The organism is Sarcina sp. DSM 11001, assembly GCF_900101015.1.
GTDB lineage: Bacteria > Bacillota > Clostridia > Lachnospirales > Lachnospiraceae > CAG-791.
In genome coordinates, this window is sequence record NZ_FNFZ01000022.1 from 55,727 (window position 1) to 78,914 (window position 23,188).

Below are 23,188 nucleotides of genomic sequence, written 5' to 3' on the forward strand. Positions count from 1 at the left end.
TGCCCGCAAATGTCCCGGCAGGATGAGAATGTGACAGGGAGAAACTCCCTGTCACTTCTTTCGTGAAGTATGTTTTGAGGAGAAATACAAATGGCGAGGGAGCTGACCATACGCCTGCAGACTGACCAGGGGATACCCCTTTACAGGCAGATCTACAACTATGTGCGGGACGAGATCCGCAGCGGTTCCCTTGAAGCCGGCGAACGGCTGCCGTCCACACGGGCTCTGGCTTCGGGCCTCCGTGTGGCGCGGAGCACGGCGGACCTGGCCTACAGCCAGCTGCTCTCGGAAGGGTATATCCGAGTAAAGAAGAACAGCGGATATTTTGTCAACGAGATCGAAAACCTGGCGGAGCTCAAGATCGATTCCGGAGATAAAATAAACAGGGAAAAAGAGAAAGAAAAGGAAAACGGGGATACAAAAGAGAGAAAGGATGGTCCGGAGATCGATTTTTCGCTCCGTCACACGGAGATGTCGGTCTTTCCCTACAGCACCTGGAAGAAGATCATGAGAGAGGTGATGGCAGGAGCGGACCCGGAGATCTTTTCCCACACTGAACCGGGCGGAGACCTCTCCCTGCGGACGACGATCGCCCGCTATCTGCATTTTTCCAGAGGAGTGCGCTGTACGCCGGAGCAGGTCATCGTCGGAGCCGGCAATGATTACCTGCTCATGCTTCTGAGGCATATCCTGGGGGAGGGCAGAAGAGTGGCCATGGAGGAGGTTTCCTACCTTCGCGCCGCCCAGATCTTTCATTCTTTCGGCTATGCCCTGTGTCCTGTCCGGATGGACAGGGACGGTATGCTGCCGGGTGCGGTCCTTTCGTCGGGTGCGGACCTCGTCTATGCGATGCCGGCCCACCAGTTTCCGGTGGGCTGTGTCATGCCTGTGGCGCGCAGGGCGGCCCTGCTCACCTGGGCGATGGAGGAGCCGGACCGCTATATCATTGAGGATGATTATGATTCTGAATTCCGCTACCGGGGAAAGCCGATTCCTGCCCTGCAGTCTCTGGACCGTGCCGGAAAAGTGATTTATATCGGGACTTTCTCAAAGGCGATCGCGCCTGCGATCCGCATCAGCTATATGATCCTGCCGCCCGGGCTTCTGGAACGCTACCATGAAAACTGTTACTTCTTTTCCTCGACCGTCTCGAGGATCGACCAGCGCATCCTCAATGAGTTTATGAAAAACGGGCATTTCGAACGTCATCTCAACAGGATGAGGAGTCTGTACAGGATGCGGCATGATGAGCTCACTGCTCAGCTGAAGCCCTTTGCAGGAAGCTTCCGCATCCTGGGGAGCGGGACGGGACTGCATCTGGTGCTCGAAGCCCTGCCGGAGACCATCGGGGTGATCTGCTCCGTCTATGGCCTGAAGAACAAAGAACCCGGACAGATCGAGCAGATCCTCCGGGAGAGAGCCCTCGAAGCGGGAGTCTCTCTCTATTGTCTGTCCGATTTCCGGATTCCTTATGATGACAAAATGATTCCTTCAGGCGGGATCCCTGATCGTGCAGACGGGAATCCTTTTAATAAGGACGGAAGTCCCTGTGAAAAAGTCAGTGCCGGAATGGAGGATCCCGGCTTTCGCAGGCCTGCCCTCCTGCTCGGGTTTGGAGCTCTCGATGAGGAGAAGATCCTGGAAGGGATCCGCAGGCTGTCCAGGGCCTGGGAATTTACACTGCCCCGGGGCTGAAGCAAGCATCGTCGAGGCTTTCGACAAAGTGATTTTCGACAAAGCAGCTTTCGACAAAGCAATTTTCGACAAAACAATTTTTGACAAGTAATCAGAAAAAGACATGCAGATCTTCCTGAGTCATTTAAGAAACAGTTCTTAAAGTCCTGCGGGTTTTTCAGGTATTACAGGTTCATTCTGCGCAGCATCTGCAGATAAGACTGGAACCGCTGCGCGTATTCCTCATGAAGGGGAAGGGCGGGGTGATCTGCCTGTGCATCGGCCGGGAGCTCCTGCCGGGCCAAAAGCTCATGCATGAGGCCATACCTGGTGTAGGAGAGGATCCTGGAGAGGTTTTCCATATTGTCACCGGTAAGGAAGGGGGACAGGCTTGAGGAAGCCAGAAGCTCACGGCGAAGAGCGGCGCAGGCTCCTTTGATCCCTTCGGGAAGCTCCATATCCTTATCTTCAGAAAAGAGAGAAGCTTCACTGTCGGCCCGATGGAGGAAGACAGGGAGACAGGGATACTTGCGCAGAACAGCAGTATCCGCCAGTGACAGCAGGCGCTGCATCTCAAAATAATCGCAGCCGCGCCTCCGCTCAGCTTCACGCATCTCAATAAGCATATACCGGGTGCAGTATTCGTATAAAAACAGATAAGCCCCCTTTTTGCTCTTAAAATAGTGGAAGAGAAGGCCTTTGCTGATGGATGCAGCCGCGACCATTTCATCTGTGCTCGCATGCCGGAAGCCGTTTTCCGTGAAGATGCGCATGGCACCGTTGATGATCCTGTCCTGGCGGTCTTTTTTTAAATCAAAAAATCGTTCATTCATCTTTTCGCCATTCGTTCTTGATTGAAAATATGTATTCGTCTTTAAAAATATAGCTTAAATGAAGGGGATTATCAACCGTTTCCGGCCTCAGGCCGGCCAGAGTTACTTTTCAGACAGCACGAAATTCGAGGCGTTTTTGCGTGGTTTCCAACGCAAAAACCCAAGTGGAACGGCGAAAATCCCATCGCGAAGCGATAACAAAGCTTTGCTTTGTAGAATGGGGTTTTCGCAAGTTACTGTCACGCCATCGAGAGGGCGTGAACAGTAACGGTCAGACTGCCCGATGGGGCATAACTGAACACAGCCAGGCCAGAGTTCGTCATAAAACGCGAAACCCCGGGCATGGCCGCTTGTTTAGCGGCAGCAAATGATCAGAAAAAAGAAAGGAGAACAGAGCTTTGCAGTATGAAGGAGATGTCTACAGGCCGCCGAGTGAGGCGAGGAGCCTGATCATACAGGTCACGATCGGATGTTCACACAATACATGTACTTTCTGCCACATGTATTCAGATAAAAAATTCAGGGTTCGTAAAAGAGAAGAGATCCTGCGGGATCTGGAGGAGTGCAGCAGGGATTACGGCGAGTACGTGAGCCGGGTCTTTTTTGCGGACGGCGATGCCTTAGTCGTCCGGACCTCGCTCCTCCTGGAGCTTCTGGCTTATGTAAAAAACCATTTCCCCTATGTGGAGAGAGTGACCGCCTACGGGACCGCTTCTGATGTCCTGAGAAAATCCGAGGAAGAGCTGCGGGTCCTGAGGGCAGCGGGACTGGAGATGATCTACCTGGGCGCTGAGTCAGGGGACGACGACATCCTGCTGCAGATCAGAAAGGGGCAGACAGCTCAGGAACTGATCGACGCGGGCAGGAAGCTGAAGCGCTGCGGGATCAAGACTTCCGTGACCCTCATCTCCGGCCTGGGAGGACCGGAGGGCATGGAGAAGCATGCCCTCAACAGTGCCAGACTGATCAATGAGATGAATCCGGAATATGCGTCGATCCTCTCTCTGAGTCTGAGACCGGATTCCCCCATGGCCCAGGAGGTCGCAAGGGGAGAGAGGAAACTCCTCACAGCGGATCAGACAGTGGAGGAGACGGAGATGTTTCTGCAGGCGATCGATTCCCCCGGGACGATCTTCCGCTCCAACCATGCCTCCAACTATGTCGCCCTGGCGGGAGTCTTCAATGAGGACATCCCGGACATGCTCCGCCAGCTGGAGGAAGCGAAGGCCAGGAAACGTTATCGTCCGGACTGGATGAGGGATCTGTGATCCTTACAATCCTTGGTACGGCGGAGCTTTTTGACTCAGATACCGGAAAATCAGGCGGGCAGAAATGCCCATTCCTGAAGGGGATTTGGAATGGGCATTCGCAGCGTTACATGGTCACAACCTGGACAGGCTGTGACCGGTAATGATCAATTCGTGACAGGTCCTTACTGCCTGCTGCTGACCCCGCGTTTTTCCGCCAGCTTCTGCAGGAATTCGGGCCCGTAGCCGTACTGTTCGACGACAAAGTCCAGATCCTTGTCACCGCGGCCGGACAGATTCACGAGGATTGAGCCGGTGACCCCGGTCCTGGCTACGCGGATCGCGTAGGCAAGGGCGTGGGAACTTTCGATCGCGGGGATGATGCCCTCGTGTCTGGACAGAAGGAAGAGGGCTTCGATGGCGTCCTCATCGTCGACGGTCGTGTATTTGACCCGGTCCATCTCATGGAGAAGGGCATGTTCGGGGCCGACGGCGGGATAGTCCAGGCCGCTGGCATTGGAATAGACGGGAGCGGGGTCTCCGTTTTCATCCGCGAGCATGATGCTCTTAAAGCCGTGCATGATTCCTTCCTTGCCGTAGGAGATGGAAGCGGCGTGGTCGCCCAGCTTAGGACCCCGGCCCAGAGGTTCGACACCGATGAGCTCTACGGGATCCGCCAGGAAGGGCGTGAACATACCGATGGAGTTGGAGCCGCCGCCCACACAGGCTGCGACCTGGTCCGGGAGATGACCGGTCTGCTCGAGGAACTGGGCTCTGGCCTCCTCGCCGATACAGAACTGGAAATCGCGGACCATCAGAGGGAAGGGATGAGGCCCCGCGGCCGTTCCGATGCAGTAGATCGCGTCCTTGTATTCTCTGGAATAGGCCATGAAGGCGGCGTCGACCGCCTCTTTGAGGGTCTTGAGGCCAAAGCTGACCGGGATGACATTAGCGCCAAGCAGCTTCATGCGGGTCACATTCGGAGCCTGTTTGGCGATATCGACCTCTCCCATGTAGATGTCGCACTCGAGTCCGAAATAAGCTGCAGCGGTCGCCAGGGCGACTCCGTGCTGCCCTGCCCCGGTCTCCGCGATCAGCTTCTTCTTGCCCATATATTTAGCCAGGAGACCTTCACCCATGCAGTGGTTGAGCTTGTGGGCGCCGGTGTGGTTGAGGTCCTCGCGTTTGAGATAGATCTGGGTCCTGCCCAGAAGGTTGGACAGGTTCTGGCAGTGATAGACCGGTGTGGGACGGCCCTGGAAATCCCTGCGGATGCGGCGGAGCTCCGCAATGAACTGGGCGGACTGGGCGATCGTGTTATAGCCCTCCGCGTACTCATTAAAGGCTTTGATCAGCTCCGGATCCTCCAGGTAATTCCCGCCGTACTGCCCGAAATATCCGTCGTGGGAAGGATATTCTTTGAGGTAATTATCAAAATCTCTGTATTTATTCATCTCGAAATACCTTTCTGCTTGTTTTGTTTTTTTTACCTGTCCAATCTGCTATAATGGGGAGCAGCGAAATCATATACCGGACCGTTCCTGAAGAAGGACTTCGCGATCCGGCAATGCTTTTACAAGTATAGCATAAACCGGTATCATTCGTCTAAAATAAACAGGTAATTACGCCCGTTTATACAAAACAGGCATACCACGTGCCCATAACAGCCGTATGATACAGAATCATACAGGATCAACACAGTTCTGTGCATGAGATGCATAGGTGAGAAATGAGTAATTCTATGAAATACTGGATCGGCGTGGATGTCGGTTCTACAACTACAAAAACTGTCATTCTCCGCAGCGGGGATGAACAGATCGTTTTCAGCAGATATATTCGTCATCACGCGGAGCTCCAGAAAAGTGTCTGCGCGCTCCTGAAGGAGGGAAAAGACTCTATTCCCGCGGGAAGTGAAGTGATGATCGCTTTTACCGGCTCGGGTTCGAAGCCCCTCGCGGATGCGGCCGGTGTCCCCTTTGTACAGGAGGTCGTGGCGAATTCTCTTGCTGTCATGAAGTATTATCCCCAGGCAAGGACTGCGATCGAGCTGGGCGGTCAGGATGCCAAGGTCATTTTTTTCCGTCAGAACAATGCGACAGGCCGGCTCGAAGTCTCTGATATGCGCATGAACGGCAGCTGTGCGGGCGGGACGGGAGCCTTTATCGATGAGATCGCCTCCCTTCTGAAAGTGGCGCCCGAAGAGTACGAGGCCCTCGCTGAGAACGGGACCCAGCTCTACGATATCTCCGGCCGGTGCGGCGTCTATGCCAAGACCGATATCCAGCCGCTCCTCAACCAGGGCGTCCGCAAGGAGGACATCGCCCTGTCCGCCCTGCATGCCATCTCCAAGCAGACCATAGGCGGCCTCGCCCAGGGCCTTACCATGGAGCCTCCCATCATCTTTGAGGGAGGACCCCTGTGCTTCCATCCGACACTGGTACAGGCTTTCCGCTCCAAGCTGGACCTGAGGGATGAGGACATCCTGATCCCGGAGAAGCCCGAGCTCATGGTGGCGATCGGGGCGGCGCTCTATGCGGGGAAAAGGGGCAGTGAAGAAAAGGCATCTGTCTCTCCTTCAGCAGCCGCGGCAGGCAACCCGGCGGACTACCCCTCTGTGACCTGTGATCTGGACCTGTGCATCCGCAAGCTCAGCGTGCAGAGAGAGATTGGAAGGGATACAGAGCCCGGGGCTCTCTCCAGACCGTTTTTTGCCTCTCCGGAGGAGTACAGGGAATTTCTGACCCGCCATCCCCTGTATGAGGATAAACATATTTTCAGGAAACTGGATGTCAAAGAGGACGGCTCCCGGGTGGGTGTCTGGCTGGGAATAGACTGCGGGAGCACCACCACCAAATTTGTCCTGCTCGATGAGAGAGACCGCATCCTGTATTCTTATTATGCCAATAACGGAGGCGACCCCATCTCTGTCCTCAAGCACGGCCTTCTGGAAATGTATGAAAAATACGCCCGGGAAGGGATCGATATTTTCGTAAAAGGCGTGGCCACGACGGGTTATGGTGAACTGCTGGCCGCAAAGGCCTTCCGCGCGGATGAGCACATTGTCGAGACCGTCGCCCATGCGGGCGCCAGCGCCAAATATCTGGAGGATGCCACCTTTATCCTTGATATCGGCGGACAGGACATGAAGGCCATATGGCTGGATGACGGCATCATCACGGACATAGTCGTCAATGAAGCCTGCTCCGCGGGATGCGGTTCTTTCCTGGAGAATTTCGCCCGCAACATGGGGGTCCCCACGAATGAGATCGCGGAAAGGGCCTTCAAGGCGGAGCACCCGGCGGAGCTCGGCAGCCGCTGTACAGTTTTTATGAACAGCCGGATCATCACCGAGCAGAAAAACGGCAAGGAAGTGAATGATATCCTGGCCGGCCTCTGCCGTTCCATTATAGAAAACGTGTTTACCAAGGTCATCCGGATCAGCAGTCTGGACTCCCTGGGAGACCGGGTCGTGGTACAGGGCGGAACCTTCTGCAACGACGCTGTCCTGCGGGCTATGGAGCAGTACATAGGCCGCGAAGTCGTGCGCGCTCCCTATCCGGGCCTCATGGGGGCGATCGGCGCTGCCTATGCCGCCAAAAAGAAAATGGAGGAGAGCAGCCGGCCCTCTTCCTTTATAGGATTTGAAGCCCTGCGGTCCTTCTCCTTCACCCAGATCAACGGCCTTGTCTGTCAGGGCTGTGAAAACCACTGCCGCCGCAGTGTCGTCACCTTTTCCACAGGTGATACCTGGATCACCGGCAACCGGTGTGAGCGGGGCGGTGTCCTGCGTCCGGGAGAGCTTGAAGCTTTTCTGGCAGACAAAGGAAGGTCTGCGGAACAGAAGAGCAGGCCTGAAAAGACTGAGCAGCCCGCCGGCCGGCGCCCCAGAAAGGGGATCGACCTCTTTAAGGTCAGGAAGACCTTCCTCACCCGGGAATATCCTTTTAAACAGATCGACGGCAAAAAGGGCATCACCATCGGACTTCCCTTTGTGCTCGCCTACTGGGAGACGCTGCCTTTCTGGCGCACCTTCTGGAGGTCCCTGGGCTTTGATGTCCTTGTCTCTCCCGAGAGCACCCGCGCAATCTATGAGGACGGTCTCCATGCCGTCACATCGGATACAGAGTGTTTCCCCGGCAAGCTCGTCCACGGCCATATCCGCTGGCTGGAGTCCCACGGGGCGGACAGGATCTTTTTCCCGTCCATCTCCACCAGGAAATCAGAAAATACGGAGAAGACCAGTGTCTCCATGTGCGGGATCGTGAAGGGCTTCCCCTTTGTCATCAAAAATTCCGACAACCCTGAAGGACGCGGGCGGGCGGCCTATGACGCGCCTGTCTTTTTCTGGTACACAGATATTGACAGGGAGAGACAGCTCTCCAGGTTTATGCTCGATACCTTCGGGATCAAAAAGAACCTTGTAAAAAAAGCGATCCGGGAGGGCAATGCCGCCCAGGCCGCTTTCAGCCGCAGTCTCCTGGAGCAGGGGAAAAAGGTCCTGGACAAGCTGGAAAAGCTTGAAGCAGACCGCCCCGCAGGAAATACTTCGCCTATCGCAGTCGTTCTGGCGGCCCGTCCTTACCAGAACGATGACCTGGTCAACCACAACATACCCGAAATGTTTACCGAGCAGGGCATCGATGTCCTGACAGCAGATTCGATCCCCGGACTGGATAAAATAGATCTGCGGAACAGCCGTCTGGATATCGTCAACAATTTCCATGCGAGGATGCTTTCTTCAGCGATCTATGCCGCCCGCCATAAAAATCTCGAATATGTCCAGATCGTCAGTTTCGGCTGCGGCCATGACGCCTATCTGTCCGATGAGATCATCCGGATCATGAAGGAGATCTCCGGCAAGACGCCCCTGATCCTGAAGGTGGACGAGAGCGATATCCGGGGACCCCTGTCCATCCGGATCCGGTCCTTCCTGTCCACGGTCAGGATGAAGAGAGAGCGCTATGCCGACGCCGCCTCCCGGAAGGCTCAGGAGGAGTACGCTGTATTTCCTCCCCAGAAGCAGGAGCTCACCCAGATGCGCAGGACCTCTCCTGTCCGCCGGACCGGACTGCCCGGCGAGATCCGGGAGCTCTCGGATCCCTATCCGCAGAAATTCAGGAAGGAGGACATGGAGAGCGGGGAATATGTCGTTTTCGTCCCCAATACCTCCCATGCCTTCAGCCGTCTGATGGCGGCAGTGTTTGACGGCCCGAACGTAAAGACCGTGCCCCTTCCCATCGGGCGGGAACGCGCGATCGAGCTGGGCAAACGCTATGTCCACAACGATATCTGCTTCCCCGCCCAGGTCGTCATTGGAGAAGCCCTGGAAGCCCTGGAGAAGCCCGAATATGAAGGAAAGAAAAAAGCGGTCATGATGGGCAAGTACATCGGGTGCTGCCGCCTGACCCACTATGCGGCCCTTCTGAGAAAGGCCCTGGACGATGCAGGCCATCCGGATGTCCCGATCATCACTAATGACGATGAGGACTACCACGATCTTCATCCCGGTTTCAAGGCGGGCCTGGGTACCTATGTCAAGATCGGCCTTGCCCTGCCCATGATCGATGCCCTGGAGGACCTGCTGCGTAAGATGCGCCCCTATGAAAAAGTGGAGGGCAGCGCGGATAAGACCTTTGAGCGGGCCATGGATGTGCTGATCGACGCCACGGAAAAGGGCGGAGTCAGAGAAATGAAGAAGGCCTTTAAAAAGGCTGTCCGCCTGATGAAGACCGTGGAATATGACCGGTCCGTCCCCAGACCCCAGGTCCTGATCGTGGGCGAATATCTGTTGAACTTCCATCCCGGCGCGAACCACGAGATCGAACGCTATCTGGAAAAGAACGGCTTTGAGATCGTTGAAGCCAAGATGTCGGATGTCATCCAGAAGACCTATTTTGTCCGCGAAGCCCAGGCAGAGGAATTCGGAGTAAAGAAGTCCCTTGCAGAGAGGAGCTTTTTAAAGATCGTCGGCAGTGTGTTTGATATGTCCCATGATTTTGTCAATGCGGCAGCAAAAGAGCATCCCCTGTATGTTCCGGCTGCAAAGCTCAGGGACGTCGCGAAGGCCTCCGATCCCGTCCTGCCCCACGCCTATGATTCCGGTGAAGGGATCCTCATTCCCGCCGAGATCATTGAGCGGGCCAGAGAGGGAGTCCGCGCCTTCGTCATCCTCCAGCCCTTTGGCTGCATTCCCAACCATGTCGTCGGCCGCGGGATCGCCGCCCGCATTAAAAAGATGTTCCCGGATATACAGCTCCTTCCGCTCGACTATGATCCGGACGTCAGCTTTACCAATGTTGAGAACCGCCTCCAGATGCTGGTCATGAACATCAGGAGCGCCATGGCAACCTGAGAACTTTAATAATGCCGTCGCAGCACTACAGTACTTTGTTATGTATTCTGATAGGGAGTCTGCTAAAGTCTACTATGGAGGTTCAGATTATGAAAAAAATAAGTAAGCTGGTCTGCCTGCTCTTTTTATCCCTTTTACTGGCTGGCTGCGGGGGAAGCAAAGCCGACATGGTAGAGACTCCCGCGAATATGAGAATGCAGCGCGGCCGCAATTACAGGGAAGTCATCGAGGATTTTCAGGACAAGGGCTTTACGAATATCAAAACGAATAAGATCGAGGATCTGCAATACGGCTTTGTTGTCAGGTATGAACAGGTGGAGACCATCACTGTCGGCGGAGATTCAAATTATGACTCCGGTGTTAAGGTTCCGGCGGACACAGAGGTCATAATCAGTTACCACGGCTACAAAACCAGCAGTGAGGACGGACCTCAGGAAGTCAGGCCTGCCGAAAAACCTGCTGTCAATTCACAGACGGGACTGCCTGCCGAAAAGCCTGCTGTCAATACACAGACGGAAAAACAGGAGGAGAAACCTGCTGTCAATGCGCAGACGGAAAAACAGGAGGAGAAACCTGCTGTCAATACGCAGACGGAAAAACAGGAGGAAAAACCGACTGTGAATACGCAGACGGAAAAACAGCAGGAAAACACGGGAACAAAACCGGCTGCCGGTCAGGCTGATGAACCGGAAACAGAACCGGAAACAGAACAGGGATCGGAATCTGCAGCAGAACCTGCCCGCAGCCGGGAGAATGATGAAGAGAAAACTCCCGCGCCCGCTTTTTCCGAGGAAGGTCAGTAAGAAACACCTCACTGCAGCCTTGTCACTCCGAAAGGGAAGCTGATTTGGATAATTTCAAAAGGATCAGGGAACTGCGGGAAAAAACCACACTTCCCCGAAAAGAACTTCAGATTCTGCTGGAAACCATGACGCAGGAAGATGAAAATGCCCTGTATGAGAGCGCGCGTCAGGTGCGGGAATCCCATTACGGGAAAGAGGTCTATCTGCGCGGACTGATCGAGTTTACCAATTACTGTAAAAATGACTGCCTCTACTGCGGCATACGGAGATCAAATAAAAATGCGCAGCGGTACCGGCTCTCAGATGAGGAGATCCTGGACTGCAGTGAAAAAGGGTATCAGCTCGGCTTCAGGACGATCGTCCTGCAGGGAGGAGAGGATCCTTTTTATACAGACAAGAGGATTTGTTCCCTTGTTTCCCGGATCAGGGAAAGACATCCTGACTGTGCGGTGACCCTTTCCATAGGAGAGAAGCCGCGCAGCAGTTATGAAGCCTTTTTTGCAGCCGGCGCACAGCGATATCTTCTTCGTCACGAGACCATCAACCCGGAACATTACCGCAGGCTCCATCCGGCTGAATTGACGATCGAAAACCGTGTCCGGTGCCTGGAAGACCTCAGAGACATCGGTTTTCAGGTGGGATGCGGGATGATGGTCGGAAGTCCCTTCCAGACGATCGGGCACCTGCTTGATGACCTGTATTTCATGCATTCCTTCCGGCCCCATATGATCGGCATTGGTCCCTTTATCCCGCACACAGATACACCCTTCCGCGATCATCACCGGGGAAGCCTTGAGGACACCCTGCATCTGCTGGCGGTCATCAGGCTCATGCATTCTGAGGTGCTCCTGCCGGCGACGACTGCCCTGGGAACCATTCATCCCCGGGGACGGGAGCTGGGGATCCTGGCCGGAGCCAACGTCGTCATGCCTAATCTTTCCCCCGCCGGAGTGCGGGGAAAATACATGCTCTACGACGGCAAGATCTGCACAGGTGATGAAGCCGCGGAATGCCGCAGGTGCATGGAACTGCGCATGGAAAAGATCGGATACCATGTCGCAATATCCCGCGGTGATTCTTTAGTAAAAGACATATAATCAAAAAGCAGTGTAAGACATAAAAGATGTAGAAAGAGAGTACTGTAATGTCCTGGGAAGATAAGATCAGAAAAGTCGAACCCTATGTGGCGGGAGAACAGCCCAAGGAAAAAAATATCATCAAACTGAATACAAATGAGTGTCCCTATCCGCCGGCTCCGGGCGTGCAGGCGGCCGTTGAACAGCTGGCCAGGGACAGCAGTGCGCTCCGCTTATATCCCGACATGGACGCGACACCCCTTGTGGAAGCCCTGGCCGCCCAGTATCACGTCGACCCGGATCAGATCTTTGTCGGCGTAGGTTCAGACGATGTTCTTGCCCTCTGCTTTCTGACCTTTTTCTCAGCTGCTACAGAGGAGGCACCCATCCTGTTCCCGGATATCACCTATTCCTTCTACGACGTGTGGGCGGATCTCTACAGGATCCCCTACAGGACTATTCCCCTCGGGGACGATTTTTCCATTGATCCTAAGGACTACATTCCGGCCGGATCAGGAGCGTCAAACAGCGGGGTCATTTTCCCGAATCCGAATGCTCCCACCGGCCTGGAGCTTCCGTCGGCAGAGGTTGAGCGCATCATTGCCGGGAATCCCGACAGTATCGTCATCGTCGATGAAGCCTATATCGACTTCGGCGGTCAGACGGCCCTTCCGCTTCTGGATATATATGACAACCTGCTCGTGGTCCAGACCTTTTCTAAGTCCCGCGCCATGGCCGGTGCCAGAGTCGGCTTTGCCGTCGGTTCCAAAAAGCTGATCAAATATCTGAAAGATGTAAAATTCTCCTTTAACTCCTATACCATGAACCTTCCCTCCATCCGGATCGGTACTGCTGCCGCCCTGGATACCGCATGGTTTGAAGAGACGACGAAAAAAATCGCCGATACCAGGGAACGCTTCAAGGCGGAGATCAGAGCCCTGGGATTTGAATTCCCGGATTCCAGATCCAACTTCGTCTTTGCCCGTCACCCCTCCTTTGCGGGAGCTGACCTGCAGAAGGCCCTCCGCGCCCGCGGGATCATCGTCCGTCACTTCGCCAAACCCAGGATCAGCGACTACCTGCGGATCACCATCGGAACAGACGAGCAGATGAATGCTGTCGTTAAGGCTTTGAAGGAAATCCTGTCGGAGAAGTCTTGAGGAGGAAAGTCATTGGAAAGCTATACAAACTTTGCCTATGTCTATGATACCTTCATGGATCAGGAACCATATTGGATGTGGGCGGACCGCTTCTGCAGACTGTTGGAGCTGTACGGACTCCCGAGAGAAACAGACATTAAAGCAGGATCTGAGACAGCCGGGGAAACAGGTAGAACCGATTTTAAAGCAGAGTGTGAAACAGGTGTTAAAACAGACATTACAGCAGAGCCTGAGACAGCCGTGGAATACCTTGCAGAGGAGAGAAATATTGTCGTAGATCTGGGCTGCGGAACAGGGAAGCTGACGGAGCTTCTGGCTTCGCGGGGCTGCGACATGATCGGCATCGACCTCTCCGAGGACATGCTGGCGATCGCACAGCAGCGGAAAATCGAGGCCGGGAGCAGCACTCTCTATACCCTTCAGGACATGCGGGATTTCGAACTCTACGGCGCGGCCGGTGCCATGGTGAGCGCCGGAGACAGCATCAATTACCTCCTGAAGGAGGAGGACCTGGAGGCAATGTTCCGCTGTGTGGAGCGGGGACTTCTGCCGGGCGGCGTCTTTGTCTTTGATTTCAAGACCATCCACCTCTACCGGGATGTGATCGGTGACTCGACGATTGCCGAGAACCGGGACGACTGCGCTTTTATCTGGGACAATTACTATGATCCCGAGACCTGCATCAACGAATATGACCTCACGATCTTTGTATCAAAAGAGGGCCTGGAGGTTTTCCCCGACGATTATCCCTATCCCTACGATGATCCATGGAAAAAAGAGGGCGCCCTGTTCCACCGCTTTCGCGAGACCCATTTCCAGCGCGGCTATGAGCCGGACCAGCTCAGACGCGCCGCAGAATCCGCAGGCCTTACCTGGATCACGGCCCAGGACGCGGAGACAGGAGAGGAAATCACTGAAACCACTGAACGTGCCATGGCGGTAGTACGTAAGAGCGCGCAGATGTGATATCGTATATGTTTTTTCTATTAGGGCGGCTGTTACAGGAGAACAGAGCCTGCTGGATGAAAACACCAAGGATAAAGACTAAAAAGACCGGGAGAAATGAGAATGAAAATACACTTCACCAAAATGCATGGCTGCGGAAATGATTATGTCTATATCAGCGGATTTGACCACAGGATCGATCCTGAGACCAAGCCGGAGCTTGTCAGAAAACTCAGCGACCGCCATTTCGGGATCGGGGGCGACGGAGTGATTTTCATCAATCCATCGGAGATCGCCGATTTTGAAATGGAGATGTGGAATGCCGACGGCACCCGCGGCGAGATGTGCGGAAACGGCATCCGCTGCGTGGGAAAGTTCGTCTATGACAAGGGCATGACGGACAAGACGGAGATCACCGTTGAAAGCTTCGGCAAAATAAAAGTTCTGACACTTTATACCGATGAATACTATGCGGAAGAATCCGGCAAGTCAAAGTCCAGTGCGGATAAAAACTCTGATAATAAAGAATCTGAGACCTTTGCGGAGGAAAAGAAAGCGGGGAGGGGGACAGTGTCTGCTGTCCGCGTCAATATGGGCGCCCCTGTTCTGGAGGCCGCGGACATTCCCGTCCGTGCGGAAAAATCCCCCGTTGTCTCCGCCCCGATCCAGATCCCTGAGAAAGGCGAGTACAGAATGACCTGTGTCTCCATGGGCAACCCCCATGCCGTCGTCTATATTGAGGACACTGACAATCTCGACATAGAAAAAACAGGACCTCTGTTTGAGAATAACTCAGTGTTCCCCAATCGGGTTAATACAGAATTTGTCCAGATCATCGACCGGAGCCATGTCAAAATGCGCGTATGGGAGCGCGGGAGCGGAGAGACCCTTGCCTGCGGCACCGGCTGCTGCGCCATCTGCGTAGCAGGAGTGCTGAATAATGTGACTGACCCCAAAATAGAAGTACAGGTCCTTGGCGGAAAGCTGGAGATTGAATGGGATTCCGAAGAAAATATCGTCTGGATGACCGGTCCGGCCACGACTGTGTTTGAGGGGACAGTCTCAGTGTAAAATCAAAAACCCGGGTTTTAAACCCGGGTTAAGAACGTGAACCAAGAATCATACGGAACCAATCATACGGAACAATTGGGAAGGAAGGCTATGAGCGTACTCTTTCATACTGAAACATATGATTTTATACTTGAAAAGACAGAAGCAGAGGGACGAACCGGGGCCAGGATCCTCCGGATTTCCGGGGAAAGCGGAGAGGAGACCCTGCTGCTTGACTATCTCTGGCCGGCACAGTTGACCGTAGAAGTCGAAGCCGGGAATGTCCTGCTCAGAGAAGATGGTGTCCTGTGCTGGGAACTCCATGTCACTGCCCACCATGTGAAAGGTATGGCCCAGGGAGAGTTCAGGGAAACGGAATTCTTTGAACTGGAAAACCCGATGGGCACAGCGCAGGAGATGGTCTGCAGGACAGTGGATATTGTCAGAAAGACACGATTTGCGATCGCGGAACGCCACTTAAAACACCTGCCTCATCAGACCTATCCCTCAACGGACGGCCTGCAGGGACCTTACGGCCATCCGTGAACAGGAAGGGCAGCGTGAGGGATTATTCCTTATCTTTCGTCTTGTTCCTTAAATAAGAGTTGATGCGACAATCTACATTCTGCTGAAGATTCCTGAAGAAAAACTGGTAATCATAGAGATGATAGGATCCTTCTGGCAGAATGGGAAGAATGGGCGGAAATTCCTCAGGTGTGATATCTGTGACTTTCAGGACGCCCCTTTCAGGGTCGATATAGCATCCGCACAGACCGGTGACTTCCCGCCTGATCCCGCCGCTGTAGTCCGTGAAGCAGGCGCCTGCGTTTAAAGACTTGTCCGCAGGAGTGCTGTCAGTCACCCAGTTGAGCGGATTAATGGAGATTCCCTTTTGGCCGATGGGACATATAAAGGTCTCTGCAAGCTCCTCGGACTCACATTCAAAAGTGACGACAACACCTGTGTCATCCTCAGCAGCCGCGGGTTTGATCTGAGGATTTAACCTGATCATCTCTTCCGTCATCGGCCAGCCGATTGCATAGACTGCAACGAGCTGGTCCTGCAGAGCACTGTCCGAAAAATATTCCTTCAGGATACGGTAACACATATCAGCACCCTGGGAGAAGCCTGCAAGAACAATGGGTCTTCCATTATTTCTGTTTTCAAGATACCAGGAAAATGCTGCAGACACATCTTTATAGGCCAGTTCCAGATACGGTTCCCGGTCCTCCGGGCTCAGGTCATAGATTTTCAGGGCAGCCTGGCGATAATAGGGAGCAAACATTCTTGTGCAGTCTTCGTAAATACCGCGCTCCATGTTCAGTGCACCAAAAAAGCTCTTTTTTACCTCTTCATCGTTCATGGACATATTGTATTCGTCTTTAGTATCAACAGTCGGGCAGACAAGGAAGAGGTCAGCACTTTTCTGTTCGCCCAGATCAAAATAAGCCCAGTTTTCTGCTTTGGAATAATCCGGCATCGCTTCGGAATCTGCAGTTTCGGCCGCAGGTACTGCAGTTTCGGCTGCAGCTGCTGCAGTTTCAGCCGCCGCAGTTTCCTCCCGGGAAGCTGTCGCGAAGTCAACCGCTTCCACAGTATCCAGTCCTTCCTCTTGTGACTGCTGCACCGATGAGGTCTCACGAGAATCTTCTCCAACAGAAGTGCCGTTCTCCCGGGGCTTCTGCGTTCCGCCACAGGCGGAAAGAGAGAGAATCAGGCTGATTATTATACACAGTGCGGCTGCTCTCTTCAATTTCTTCATCTTTTTCAACATAATCTCATCCTCTCTTTCAGCTTCTCATTAAGTATCATCAAGGATCTTTTAAACATCGTTCACTCCGCATCAGAGTTGCCCAGCACTTATTATACTACTTTTGTTTTGCTGTTAGTCATAGATATAAGGATTTATAAAAACTATCTGACCTGCAAATGATGGAAAAGATTCCTGATTTTGTCTGTGATTGGAGCATCTGTGTAAGGTGAGTTTCATCCGTCTTGGAAAGGTGCAGGGGATGTCTCCGGAGGAGATCCGGGCTGTGCTTGGAGAGGGGGATCCGACAGTGATCTTCTCCCTGAAGGAAGGTACGGGATCCGTAAAACCTGTAGGAGAATTTGACTTTGAGAATTACAGTCCTTCTGAACAGCGGTTATACCATGCCGATCATGGGACTTGGCACTTATGCGCTGGATCATGACACCTGCGTGAATTCGTTGAAGACACTTCTGCAAAACGGCGGCCGGGGCCATACGGCGGAGCTTCCTGGCGATGAAACGATCAGGTCCATCGCGAAAGCCCACAGTGTATCGTCTGCCCAGGTGATCCTTCGGTGGGATCTGCAGCGGGGAATCGTGGTGATCCCCGGCTCTTCCAATCCGGAGCACATTAAAGAAAACCTCGATCTGTTCGGCTTTGAACTGTCAGATGAAGAAATGGCGGCGATCAGTGCTTTGGACCGCGATGAAAACATGACTGGTACTGAGGAGAATGCTGCAAATTTGGCTGTAAATTTGAAAAATTGATAATTTGAATATTCCGCTTGAAATGATAAAATATGAATAGTGCTATACCCGTCAGGGAGACAAGACTCCGGTATTTAAAGCCGGAAAAGAAGAAACCCTGAACAGTCTGATTCATTTTTACGCGGATTTATTTTAAGAACGGAAAAGGCAGCAGGAGACAAAGGGATAGTAAGGAACTGTTAAGACCAGGAACGAGCAGTAATAAGCAGTCAAAAACAGTCAAAAACAGGAGGAAACAGGATGGCAGATGTAAAAATGGTTGCTGAAAAAGCTCCGGGGACAGGCGGGGAGAAATATATCCCTGTAGAAGAGAGAACCGGGAATGAATCGATCGTATATTTTACCCGTGACCTCTCTCCGGAAGGACTTCGGAAAATCTATAACAAAGTCAACGGAAATATGACCGGGAAGGTGGCGATCAAGCTCCACACCGGTGAGAAGGACGGCCCAAACATCATTCCCAGGCCCTGGGTGAAGAACCTGGTTGAGAAGCAGCCGGAACTGAAGGACGCTAAGATCGTTGATACTAATACCTTCTATCCCGGTGACCGCGATTCGACCGAGAAGCATCGCGAGACGATCGCTCACAACGGCTGGACTTTCTGCCCCGTTGATATCATGGATGAGGAAGGCACAGCCATGCTCCCGGTCGCGGGAGCCAAGTGGATCCCTGAGATCTCAGTTGGCAGCCACCTGCTCAACTATGATTCCCTTTTTGTCCTGACCCATTTCAAGGGTCATATGATGGGAGGCTTCGGCGGCTCCAACAAGAACATCGGGATCGGCTGCGCGGACGCCCTGGGCGGCAAGGCGCAGATCCACACCAGGACCGGTAAATTCAATCACTGGGATATCGCCCAGGAGGAGCTCATGGAGAGAATGGCGGAATCCTCCAAGGGTACCGTCGACCACTTTGGAAAGAACATCACCTTTGTCAACGTGCTTCGCAACATGTCCGTTTCCTGTGACTGCGAAGGCGTTGCAGCGGCCCCTGTCGTCACACCCAATATCGGAATCCTGGCTTCCACGGACATTCTGGCCGTTGACCAGGCCTCTGTCGACCTTGTCTTTGCTCTGTCCGAAGAGGATCACAAGGACCTGGTCAAACGAATGACTTCCAGGCACGGGATGCGCCAGCTCACCTACATGAAAGAGCTCGGCATGGGCAATGACCGCTATATCCTGATCGATATCGACAAGGGAGAGACCCGCATCAGTCCGGCAGACGCTGTAGAGGGTGTCAAGCCCTTCGGTACGGAGTAAATTCAAGACTCGCCCGCAGTCTTGCGCGCGTATCCCATGCGCGCATATCCCATGACTGAGTCACGGGTATTGCGCGATGAAGAATAAAAGAAACACCTGTGCGGCACTGGTCTGGTGCTGCACAGGTGTTTTTTATTTTACTTCCCGGAAAAGTGGTGCTATGTGGTGCCGCAAGGCTCAAGACTTAAAGCACTTTGGACAGGAAGTCCTGGAGTCTGGGGTTCTGTGGATGAGAGAAGAATTCGTCCGGAGTGTTCTCTTCCTTGACAATTCCTTCGTCGACGAAAAGGACGCGGGTGCCGACCTCTCTTGCAAAGCCCATTTCGTGCGTGACGACAGCCATGGTCATACCGAATTCCGCCAGTTCCTTCATGACTTCAAGAACTTCGCCGACCATTTCCGGGTCAAGGGCGGAGGTGGGCTCATCAAAGAGCATCATATCCGGGTTCATGGCCATGGCGCGGACGATGGCAATACGCTGTTTCTGTCCGCCGGAAAGACTGGAGGGGTAGGCATCTGCCTTGTCCAGAAGGTCTACACGTTTAAGGAGCTCTATTGCTTTTTCGTCTGCCTCCTCCTGCTTCATGAATCCCGTCCGGACAGGGGCCAGAGTGATGTTGCGCTGGACAGTCATATTGGGGAAGAGATTAAAGTGCTGGAAGACCATGCCCATTTTGCGGCGGACGGCATTGATGTCAGTGTTTTTGTCGGTCAGATCAATGCCTCCAAAATAGATTTTTCCGGATGTGGGCTCCTCCAGGAGGTTGAGACAGCGGAGGAAGGTGGATTTACCGGAACCGGAGGGACCGATGATGACGACCTTTTCTCCCCTGCGGATTTCCTGGGAGATCCCGTTGAGGACGACATGATCCCCAAAGGATTTTACCAGGTTCTCCACACGGATCAGAACTTCGCTGTTTTCTCCGTCTGCTGCCGCCGGGCCTGCAGATCCGTTATTTATCATTGTACTCATAAAGGATTCCTTTCCTATAATCGAAAACTGATCAGTACAGTCATCGCCGGTCGCTCTGCCGCAGTCTGTTTTCCAGGACGGCGAGGAGACGGGTCAGGACCAGGACGACAAGCAGATACATGATGGCAATACCGTTATAAGGCATGAAGGCCTGGTAAGTCTTGGCCTGGATCTGCTGGGCTGCCTTTGTCAGGTCAGTCAGACCGATCACGGTGACCAGGGAAGTATCCTTAAACAGAGTGATGAGTTCGTTGCCCAGAGCCGGCAGGATGTTTTTGATCGCCTGAGGAATGATGATATCCTTCATGACAGTGATATAGTCCATACCAAGGCTCCGTCCGGCCTCCATCTGACCGGGATCGATCGACATGATACCGCTGCGGATGATCTCTGCGGTATAGGCGCCGGAGTTGATGCCCAGTGAGAGGATGGCAACACCCACCAGATTGCGGCTTGTCCTGAAGACGACAAATCCCATGATCAGGAGCTGTACCATCATAGGCGTGCCGCGGATGACAGTAGTATAAAACTCGCAGAATTTATTGAGAATATTTAACAGCGGACTCCGGTCACTCCCTTTTTTCTGATCATGAAGGGTTCGTATGACCGCGACGAGAATACCCAGAATGATGCCGATGACGAGCGCACCGAGAGTGACCATAAATGAGATTCTGATTCCTTCCAGATAGCGTTTCCATCTTTCCGCCTCAATGAAACTCTGGTAAAACTGGTCCGCCAAATTCTGCCAAAATGACGCCAAAACAACCTCCCTATTCCGGAGCGTCCCTCTATGCAGCACAGACAGGAAAACCTTTTTCAGTACTTCAGATCAATTTTCAGTATTTCAGATCAATCAGAATGAATTAAAAAAGCTTTCCTGTCTGTGATACGGGGAAACCGGCGGCGCTCCGTCACCGGTTTCCCTTTTTATCAGTTCATGATCAAGCTGTGTACAGAGGATTAATTATTCATTGGCATTGATGTACTTGTCAATGATCTGCTGTACGGAACCGTCTGCAATGAGCTCGTTCAGAGCGCTGTTGATGGCTTCGCAGAGAGCAGGATTATCCTTGGAAACACCGATCGCATAATCTTCTTCGACATAGGAGGTGTCAAGGATCTTGAGCCCTTCGTTCTTTGCTACGAACTGCTTGGCGGGCTCACTGTCGATGACAACTGCGTCGACCTTGCCGGCTTTGAGGGCTTCGATAGCCATGGCGCCGTTGGTGTAATCCGTGACCTTGTCCTCGCCGTAATCATCCTGGCAGTAAATGGAACCGGTCGTGCCCTGCTGGCAGCCGATCATCTTGTTGTTTCCGAGATCAGCAGCGGTCTGGATATCGGAATCCTCAGGGACGATGATGACCTGAACACCCTTGGCATAGGAGTCAGTGAAATCGATGTTCTTTTTGCGCTCTTCGTTGACGGTCAGACCTGCCATAGCGATATCTTCCTTACCGCTCTGAACGGAAGTGATGACAGAACCGAACTCCATGTCGTCGACAACAAGTGTGAGACCAAGCTTCTGTGCGATGAGTTCAGCCACTTCTACGTCGATTCCCTCGTAGCCGCCGTCATCAGCGGACATTTCGTAGGGAGGGAAAGCGGCATTGGTCGCCATGTGGAGCTCACCATTCGAAACGGTAGTGACAGCAGCCGCAGCGTCTGTTGCGGAAGCGGCTTCAGCTTCACCTGTGGTGACGGCTTCACCAGCGTTGGCATTTGCTGAAGTGTCCTCGGCCTTCGGAGCAGTGGTAGAATTGGAACTGCCGCCGCAGGCAGCAAGGGAGAGGGCCATCATGCCGGCCAGTAATAAAGCTGCATACTTTTTCATAATAAGTATCCTCCTTAATATAGAAATAATTGTTTTATATAAAAAAATACAAAACTTTTTCTATTATATTCATTTCAGTCGGTGACTGCAACAGCTTTTCGAAAAGAATTGAACCTTCAGCCTGAAACCGCCTGAAACCGCCGGAAAGCTGAAGCTGGAAACTTCAGCGCATGAAACTTCAGCCCCAGAAACTTCAGTGCCGGAAACTTCAGTGCTGGAAACTTCAGCGCCGGAAACAGATCAGCCTGCAGAGACAGCCTGTATGGACAAAACAGATGTAAAATGATAAAGTAGACATTGTCTGAAAAAGATTGAAAACTGCGAAGCAGAACAGCGGAAACCAAAATGGAAAGGCGGTTTATTGATATGAGTTTATTAAAGCAGTGGCGCGACAAGGCTTATGATGAGTCGGCAAATAAAGGGGATCTGCAGAGGCTCTGGGCGGATTATTTTGAAAAGGAAAAGACGATCTATGCGCAGCTTCTGAAGGATCCGGATGTTGAGGTGACCGGATCTGTAAAGGAACTTGCCGAAAAATACGGGATCGACCTGATGACCATGGTCGGTTTCCTTGACGGCATTAATGACAGCCTGAAAACTCCCAACCCGATCGACGAGATGGACGAGGATACAGTTGTCAGTCTCGGTTTTGACAAGGAAAGGCTCTTTAAGAACATGGTCGCCGCCGGCGCGGAGTGGCTCTACGAGCTGGAAGAGTGGAAACCGATCTATGATGAGGAGACCCGCAAGCGTCTCTATCTGGAACAGAAGCAGTCCGGGACGGTCAAAAAGGCCCAGAAGATCTATCCCAATGATCCCTGCCCCTGCGGCTCCGGAAAGAAATACAAAAAATGCCACGGCAGAAACGGCGCTAACCGGTTTGAGACAAGCAATGGCTGACCCAGCTTTTTAATTCCTTTTCCGTTTTATCTGGCGGGGCGTGAAGTCTGATTAGAAGCCTGATTATTAAAAAATAAATATCCTGAACATAAAGACCACCTGTGCTTTGCGGTACTGAGAGAACCCTGCAAAACACTGGTGGTCTTTTTAATGCAATCCACTGAGAATGAAATTGGCTGAAAATACAATTTGCTGAAAATGCTATTTACAAAAATGCAAATCACGAACCACCACTTCAAGTGGTGGTCTGATAAGCCCTATAAGGGCGATTGCGTGGCTGCCCTGAAAGGGCGATCTCGCAAGCCTGTTACTTGGCTACCCTTAGAAAGGGTTAATCGTTCCCTTTCCTAGACTCATCAATCTGTTTTTGAATATACTTTTTTACTGTTGCTTCATCTATATTGCCAATTGTCTCCACGTAGTAGCCTCGTGCCCAGAATTCCTTATCTCCCCGAGTCTTAAACTCCGGGTGTCGGTCAAAAACCATCAACGCACTCTTGCCTTTGAGGTAACCCATAAAGCTGGAGATACTGTATTTGGGTGGCAACTCGATGCAAA

Annotated in this window: 19 protein-coding genes; 12 read left to right on the top strand and 7 right to left on the bottom strand. The window is 52.9% G+C overall.

The features are described from left to right. Nucleotides 1–90 precede the first annotated feature (90 nt). Nucleotides 91–1,695 carry a MocR-like pyridoxine biosynthesis transcription factor PdxR gene (locus tag BLT02_RS12105; protein ID WP_242869799.1) on the top strand — a complete coding sequence of 535 codons (1,605 nt, stop codon included), beginning with the start codon at nt 91–93 and terminating at the stop codon, nt 1,693–1,695. Between the two features lie 164 nt (nt 1,696–1,859). On the opposite strand, the gene BLT02_RS12110 is transcribed toward BLT02_RS12105, so the two are convergent. Beyond that, on the bottom strand, nt 1,860–2,507 hold the full coding sequence (locus tag BLT02_RS12110; RefSeq protein ID WP_092995795.1) for a TetR/AcrR family transcriptional regulator: 648 nt from the start codon (nt 2,505–2,507) through the stop codon (nt 1,860–1,862). Between the two features lie 398 nt (nt 2,508–2,905). Here BLT02_RS12110 and BLT02_RS12115 point away from each other — a divergent pair, with 398 nt between their 5' ends. Continuing rightward, nucleotides 2,906–3,775 carry a radical SAM protein gene (locus BLT02_RS12115; protein WP_092995798.1) on the top strand — a complete coding sequence of 290 codons (870 nt, stop codon included), beginning with the start codon at nt 2,906–2,908 and terminating at the stop codon, nt 3,773–3,775. Nucleotides 3,776–3,939: 164 nt separating this feature from the next. On the opposite strand, the gene trpB is transcribed toward BLT02_RS12115, so the two are convergent. Further along, nucleotides 3,940–5,208, bottom strand: coding sequence for a tryptophan synthase subunit beta (gene trpB / locus BLT02_RS12120; protein ID WP_092995801.1), 1,269 nt, complete (start codon nt 5,206–5,208; stop codon nt 3,940–3,942). Between the two features lie 275 nt (nt 5,209–5,483). Between trpB and BLT02_RS12125 the strand changes: the two genes are divergently transcribed. From BLT02_RS12125 to BLT02_RS12155, 7 genes are all read left to right on the top strand, one after another. Next, the gene (locus tag BLT02_RS12125) at nt 5,484–10,106 is read left to right on the top strand and encodes an acyl-CoA dehydratase activase (protein ID WP_207649406.1); all 4,623 of its coding nucleotides are present in this window, start codon (nt 5,484–5,486) and stop codon (nt 10,104–10,106) included. Nucleotides 10,107–10,195: 89 nt separating this feature from the next. Next, on the top strand, nt 10,196–10,909 hold the full coding sequence (locus BLT02_RS12130) for a hypothetical protein (protein ID WP_092995806.1): 714 nt from the start codon (nt 10,196–10,198) through the stop codon (nt 10,907–10,909). Nucleotides 10,910–10,953: 44 nt separating this feature from the next. Beyond that, nucleotides 10,954–12,006, top strand: coding sequence for a [FeFe] hydrogenase H-cluster radical SAM maturase HydE (gene hydE, locus BLT02_RS12135; protein ID WP_092995809.1), 1,053 nt, complete (start codon nt 10,954–10,956; stop codon nt 12,004–12,006). Between the two features lie 47 nt (nt 12,007–12,053). Next, nucleotides 12,054–13,145, top strand: a complete 1,092-nt coding sequence (locus tag BLT02_RS12140) for a pyridoxal phosphate-dependent aminotransferase (RefSeq protein WP_092995811.1) — start codon at nt 12,054–12,056, stop codon at nt 13,143–13,145. Nucleotides 13,146–13,157: 12 nt separating this feature from the next. Then, a complete protein-coding gene (locus BLT02_RS12145; protein ID WP_092995814.1) occupies nt 13,158–14,111 on the top strand; it encodes a class I SAM-dependent DNA methyltransferase in 954 nt (317 codons plus the stop codon). 102 nt (nt 14,112–14,213) lie between these two features. After that, nucleotides 14,214–15,161, top strand: a complete 948-nt coding sequence (gene dapF, locus BLT02_RS12150) for a diaminopimelate epimerase (RefSeq protein ID WP_207649407.1) — start codon at nt 14,214–14,216, stop codon at nt 15,159–15,161. 90 nt (nt 15,162–15,251) lie between these two features. Next, a complete protein-coding gene (locus BLT02_RS12155) occupies nt 15,252–15,686 on the top strand; it encodes a hypothetical protein (RefSeq protein ID WP_092995817.1) in 435 nt (144 codons plus the stop codon). Between the two features lie 22 nt (nt 15,687–15,708). Here the strand turns inward: BLT02_RS12155 and BLT02_RS12160 are convergent, their stop codons facing one another. Further along, a complete protein-coding gene (locus BLT02_RS12160; RefSeq protein WP_207649408.1) occupies nt 15,709–16,914 on the bottom strand; it encodes a DUF3089 domain-containing protein in 1,206 nt (401 codons plus the stop codon). 344 nt (nt 16,915–17,258) lie between these two features. Between BLT02_RS12160 and BLT02_RS12165 the strand changes: the two genes are divergently transcribed. Both BLT02_RS12165 and BLT02_RS12170 read left to right on the top strand, forming a co-directional pair. Beyond that, on the top strand, nt 17,259–17,660 hold the full coding sequence (locus BLT02_RS12165) for an aldo/keto reductase (RefSeq protein WP_242869800.1): 402 nt from the start codon (nt 17,259–17,261) through the stop codon (nt 17,658–17,660). 240 nt (nt 17,661–17,900) lie between these two features. Continuing rightward, nucleotides 17,901–18,923, top strand: coding sequence for a DUF362 domain-containing protein (locus BLT02_RS12170; RefSeq protein ID WP_175453819.1), 1,023 nt, complete (start codon nt 17,901–17,903; stop codon nt 18,921–18,923). Nucleotides 18,924–19,107: 184 nt separating this feature from the next. Here the strand turns inward: BLT02_RS12170 and BLT02_RS12175 are convergent, their stop codons facing one another. From BLT02_RS12175 to BLT02_RS12185, 3 genes are all read right to left on the bottom strand, one after another. Next, complete coding sequence (locus tag BLT02_RS12175) at nt 19,108–19,830, bottom strand: amino acid ABC transporter ATP-binding protein (protein WP_092995845.1); 723 nt, start codon at nt 19,828–19,830, stop codon at nt 19,108–19,110. A 106-nt stretch (nt 19,831–19,936) separates the two neighbouring features. After that, the gene (locus BLT02_RS12180; RefSeq protein WP_092995820.1) at nt 19,937–20,656 is read right to left on the bottom strand and encodes an amino acid ABC transporter permease; all 720 of its coding nucleotides are present in this window, start codon (nt 20,654–20,656) and stop codon (nt 19,937–19,939) included. Nucleotides 20,657–20,860: 204 nt separating this feature from the next. After that, on the bottom strand, nt 20,861–21,730 hold the full coding sequence (locus tag BLT02_RS12185; RefSeq protein WP_092995822.1) for an ABC transporter substrate-binding protein: 870 nt from the start codon (nt 21,728–21,730) through the stop codon (nt 20,861–20,863). A gap of 366 nt (nt 21,731–22,096) precedes the next feature. On the opposite strand from BLT02_RS12185, the gene BLT02_RS12190 reads away from it, so the two are divergent. Then, on the top strand, nt 22,097–22,630 hold the full coding sequence (locus tag BLT02_RS12190) for an SEC-C metal-binding domain-containing protein (protein ID WP_092995848.1): 534 nt from the start codon (nt 22,097–22,099) through the stop codon (nt 22,628–22,630). A 331-nt stretch (nt 22,631–22,961) separates the two neighbouring features. On the opposite strand, the gene tnpA is transcribed toward BLT02_RS12190, so the two are convergent. Further along, the coding region (gene tnpA, locus BLT02_RS12195) for an IS200/IS605 family transposase (RefSeq protein WP_139187595.1) at nt 22,962–23,188 on the bottom strand (227 nt) is incomplete at its 5' end.

Coding starts and splice junctions, on each gene's coding strand:
- dapF (WP_207649407.1), top strand. CDS start 14,214: ATGAAAATACACTTCACCAAAATGCATGGCTGCGGAAATGATTATGTC.
- BLT02_RS12190 (WP_092995848.1), top strand. CDS start 22,097: ATGAGTTTATTAAAGCAGTGGCGCGACAAGGCTTATGATGAGTCGGCA.
- trpB (WP_092995801.1), bottom strand. CDS start 5,208: ATGAATAAATACAGAGATTTTGATAATTACCTCAAAGAATATCCTTCC.
- BLT02_RS12185 (WP_092995822.1), bottom strand. CDS start 21,730: ATGAAAAAGTATGCAGCTTTATTACTGGCCGGCATGATGGCCCTCTCC.
- BLT02_RS12170 (WP_175453819.1), top strand. CDS start 17,901: ATGGCAGATGTAAAAATGGTTGCTGAAAAAGCTCCGGGGACAGGCGGG.
- BLT02_RS12130 (WP_092995806.1), top strand. CDS start 10,196: ATGAAAAAAATAAGTAAGCTGGTCTGCCTGCTCTTTTTATCCCTTTTA.
- BLT02_RS12140 (WP_092995811.1), top strand. CDS start 12,054: ATGTCCTGGGAAGATAAGATCAGAAAAGTCGAACCCTATGTGGCGGGA.
- BLT02_RS12155 (WP_092995817.1), top strand. CDS start 15,252: ATGAGCGTACTCTTTCATACTGAAACATATGATTTTATACTTGAAAAG.
- BLT02_RS12110 (WP_092995795.1), bottom strand. CDS start 2,507: ATGAATGAACGATTTTTTGATTTAAAAAAAGACCGCCAGGACAGGATC.
- BLT02_RS12105 (WP_242869799.1), top strand. CDS start 91: ATGGCGAGGGAGCTGACCATACGCCTGCAGACTGACCAGGGGATACCC.
- BLT02_RS12125 (WP_207649406.1), top strand. CDS start 5,484: ATGAGTAATTCTATGAAATACTGGATCGGCGTGGATGTCGGTTCTACA.
- BLT02_RS12160 (WP_207649408.1), bottom strand. CDS start 16,914: ATGTTGAAAAAGATGAAGAAATTGAAGAGAGCAGCCGCACTGTGTATA.